Origin of the sequence: Winogradskyella sp. UBA3174 (assembly GCF_002364335.1) — a bacterium.
In the GTDB taxonomy this organism is placed as follows: domain Bacteria; phylum Bacteroidota; class Bacteroidia; order Flavobacteriales; family Flavobacteriaceae; genus Winogradskyella.
Genome location: NZ_DEXW01000087.1, coordinates 1 through 3,453, shown reverse-complemented (window position 1 = coordinate 3,453; position 3,453 = coordinate 1). Strand labels below are relative to the sequence as shown.

Here is a 3,453-nt window from a genome sequence, read left to right as displayed (position 1 = left end):
AATAAATCACAGATAGAATATTCCGCAGGAATGTTCGTAAGTCGGCAGTGAACAAGCAATTAATTATACACCGTGTTGTACACAGTTATTTATAAAATGTATTTCAAACAATATATACTAGTGATTTGTATGACAAAAATTACTAGTCCGAAAATCGTCAATTTTTTGTTATACTTTTTGTTCAACAAGTCCGATTGAGTTTGTAATTCAATTTTTTGACTTTCTTTTATTCGTGCAAAATAATAACCTCCATTTTGAATAAACTCTTGACCTTTTTGATTTATTTTCAAGTTTTTATTAAGGTCTTGAAGTAATTTTTCTTTAATTAATTCTTTTTGTCCAACATTCCAATTGTGATTAGGTAATGCTTTTGATACAAAATCCATATCAATAATTCTAGGATTGATTTCATCAAAGATTTTATTGAACGATGGATTTTCGTATGATAATAGTAGAAATAATATGTCATCTAAAATTCTACAAGTAGGTATTTCTAGTTTCATAATTTTGTCTATGGTATCTGGGTTTTAATTGTGTACAACATTGTTGTATAAGACTAGTTGCGTGCTTCAGCAACTAATTTAGTAAAAGAAAACGAACCAGAGGAAATCCGCAGGATTTTCCGAATACACACAGAACAAGCAATTAATTATACACGTTGTTGTAGCCAGTTTTTTTATTCCGGTTATTCTTTTAAATAACTAACCCTTGTCTTTTAGCTTCAGCGTCTTTTTTTGCTCCATAGGCCATTCCAAGTACCATTCCAACACCAGTTCCAATAGATAATCCAATACTTATTCCTAAAGTTGGGTTAATAGCTACTCCAACAGACAGTCCAATACTCATTCCAATACTCATTCCGTAAATCATACCCATTTCCGTATAATACTTTTCAGATGTGAAAGAAAATTTATCTTTCAAAAATGCTTTAAATTTAGAAAGTTCCTGCTTGTAGTATTTTTTTCTGTTTTCCGTTGTAGTGTTTAAATTCAATGACGAAAGTTTTTCTTGTATTAATTGAGTTTGACTTTCAGTTAAGTCTTTGTCTTTCAATGAAGATAATGTTCGTATAAAACAGCTATAAATTTTTCTTTCAGATTTTTTATCCGTTTGGGATAGTAAATTGTTTAATAACTCGGAAGCCTTGTTAATGTTCATCATACTTTATAAGTAGTTGAATTAGTTTTTTTGTTACACCAGTGTTTAACTTTTCGAAGTTGGTTTTAATTGGCTACAACGGTCTTGTGTATGAAACGTAGCGTATAAATAAACGCTATTTTTCGGTTTAACACAGAGCCGAATTTTTATATTTTGTTTTTACCTTATCATTCTTAAAAGCCAAATTTAAAAATTTGGCGGTCTTAGTAAATAAAGACAAACCTCTAGAAAAGCCTTTTACTAGCTATGTTTTATACACGGTGTTGTGTGTAGTTTTCTATTCTTGTTCAACTCCACCTACAAAATTCAAAACTTTACTAGCAGCAATTGAACCTTCTTTTAATGATTTTTCTATGTCTTTAGTTTTCAGCCATTCAATACTAAAAGCTGCTTGAAAAGCGTCTCCACAACCTGTTGTGTCAATAATTTTATCAACTTCAATCGCTTTTTGGTAATATCTTTTATTTTTAAAAAGGGCTACACTACCTTTTGCTCCTAAAGTCGACACTATTAGTTTTCTCTTTTGGGAAGAAAGTTCTTGCAGTTCATCTAGCATTTCTTCTTTACCACTCAGAAAAACAATATCGATATTGTCTATATGTTCTTTGATAAAGTCAATTCCCAAGTAGTCTAAAAAGTCAATGACTATTAATTGACTTCCATTACGTCTCTTTAAAAGTTCTTTCAAGTTTGAGGCACCAGCTGGCATTGCAACAATTTTACTGTCAGCTAATGAATTCCAATCACTTTCTGATAATCTAAACTTATCAAATGCGCCTCCATTCCAGCTATCGTCTTTAAAATATCTGTCTCCTTTTTCATTAATAAAAATTTTATTTGATGCAGTCGGTTCGTTAATCTGGTATAACCTAGAACGATTTATATTTAATTTATCTAATTGGTTTTCTATTAGTTTTCCAAATCTATCTTTTCCAATTGCCCCAATTACCGAGGTGTTTTCATATCCTAAAAGTTTGCATTGAGTAGCAAAGTTCAATGAATTTCCTCCGACGTGAATTTTATCCAATTCAGGAAAGAAATCGACACAAAAAGATGTTAATGCTGTTATTTTCATTTCTGTTTGTTCAAATTACACACAACGTATTGTGTATGAGTAGTAAGGGAATAAACATACAATAATTTTCAGTTTAGCACTTAGCCAAATTTGCAATTTTACTGTTACCTTTTTTTATTTAACCGTCAAATTACAAATTTGGCGGACTTAGTAAATAAGCACGAACTTTTGGTTAAGCACTTAACCCTTATTACTTATACACGTTTTTGTGTGTAGTTCTTTTTTACTGATTATAATATGCGTGTACTAAAGGCATTCCACCAGTATGGATAAAAACTACGGTATCCTCTTTTTGTATTTTATTTTTTTCTATATAATCTATTAATCCAGCCATTGCTTTACTGGTGTAAACAGGGCACAAGAAAATTCCTTCTAATTCAGCTAACATACCAATTGCTTTTTTACCACCTTCGGTTGGAATTCCATATTCATCTCCAACAAAGTTTGTGTCTAACTCAAAATTAATTTTCAAGTTAGAATTTGGTTTAATTTTATTTACTATTTCATCTGTTAGACGAGTTACAATATTTTCTATTGTTTGGTCTTTATGAAGTACACTAAACCCAATGACTTTTGTTGATTTTTCTGCGATTGCAAATCCTGCGACAAGTCCTGCCATTGTTCCCCCGCTACCAGTTGGGGTAATTACATAGTTTGGTGATTTACCTTCTTCATTCTTAAATTGTTCAATAATTTCATTAGCACAATCTAAGTAACCTAAAGATCCTAATAAATTAGAACCTCCAAAAGGAATTAGATAAGGTTGATGTCCATTTTTGACAACATCTTTTGCAACTCGTTCCATTTCTATTTGAAAGTCATCTTCTTTATCAATAGCAACTATATTAGCGTTCATTAACTTCATCAAAAGAGCATTTCCGTTTTCATTAAAAGTCGGATTTTGTTCTGGTATCATTGATTTACAAACGACAATTGATTTTATTCTAAGCTGACAAGCAGCTCCTACAAGTTCTCGTGCTGCATTAGATTGATAATGTCCTGCAATTATTAGAGTATCTGCTTTTTTATCAAGAGCATCAGCTATAATTCTTTCGTATTTTCTCAATTTATTTCCACCGCCTCCACGACCACCTTGATCATCTCTTTTTATATATATTTTCGGACCTAATTTGGCAGATAGGTTAGGTAGAAATTCCAATGAAGATTCCCTATTCAATAATTTAACTTTATTCATTTCGTTTTTTTTATATTAGCATTAT

Annotated in this window: 4 protein-coding genes; all 4 read right to left on the bottom strand. The window is 31.0% G+C overall.

Annotated features, from left to right (window positions below; all coding sequences use genetic code 11):
* Positions 1 to 89: 89 nt before the first annotated feature.
* The 4 genes from B2U95_RS15980 to B2U95_RS15965 all read right to left on the bottom strand — a co-directional run bounded on the left by B2U95_RS15980 (position 90) and on the right by B2U95_RS15965 (position 3,428).
* Positions 90 to 503, bottom strand: coding sequence for a hypothetical protein (locus B2U95_RS15980; RefSeq protein ID WP_296317923.1), 414 nt, complete (start codon positions 501 to 503; stop codon positions 90 to 92).
* Positions 504 to 693: 190 nt separating this feature from the next.
* The gene (locus tag B2U95_RS15975; protein ID WP_296317921.1) at positions 694 to 1,161 is read right to left on the bottom strand and encodes a hypothetical protein; all 468 of its coding nucleotides are present in this window, start codon (positions 1,159 to 1,161) and stop codon (positions 694 to 696) included.
* A gap of 274 nt (positions 1,162 to 1,435) precedes the next feature.
* On the bottom strand, positions 1,436 to 2,233 hold the full coding sequence (locus B2U95_RS15970) for a carbohydrate kinase family protein (RefSeq protein WP_296317919.1): 798 nt from the start codon (positions 2,231 to 2,233) through the stop codon (positions 1,436 to 1,438).
* Positions 2,234 to 2,456: 223 nt separating this feature from the next.
* Positions 2,457 to 3,428 (bottom strand): D-cysteine desulfhydrase family protein, encoded by a 972-nt coding sequence (locus B2U95_RS15965; protein WP_296317917.1) that lies wholly within the window; start codon positions 3,426 to 3,428, stop codon positions 2,457 to 2,459.
* Positions 3,429 to 3,453 lie beyond the last annotated feature (25 nt).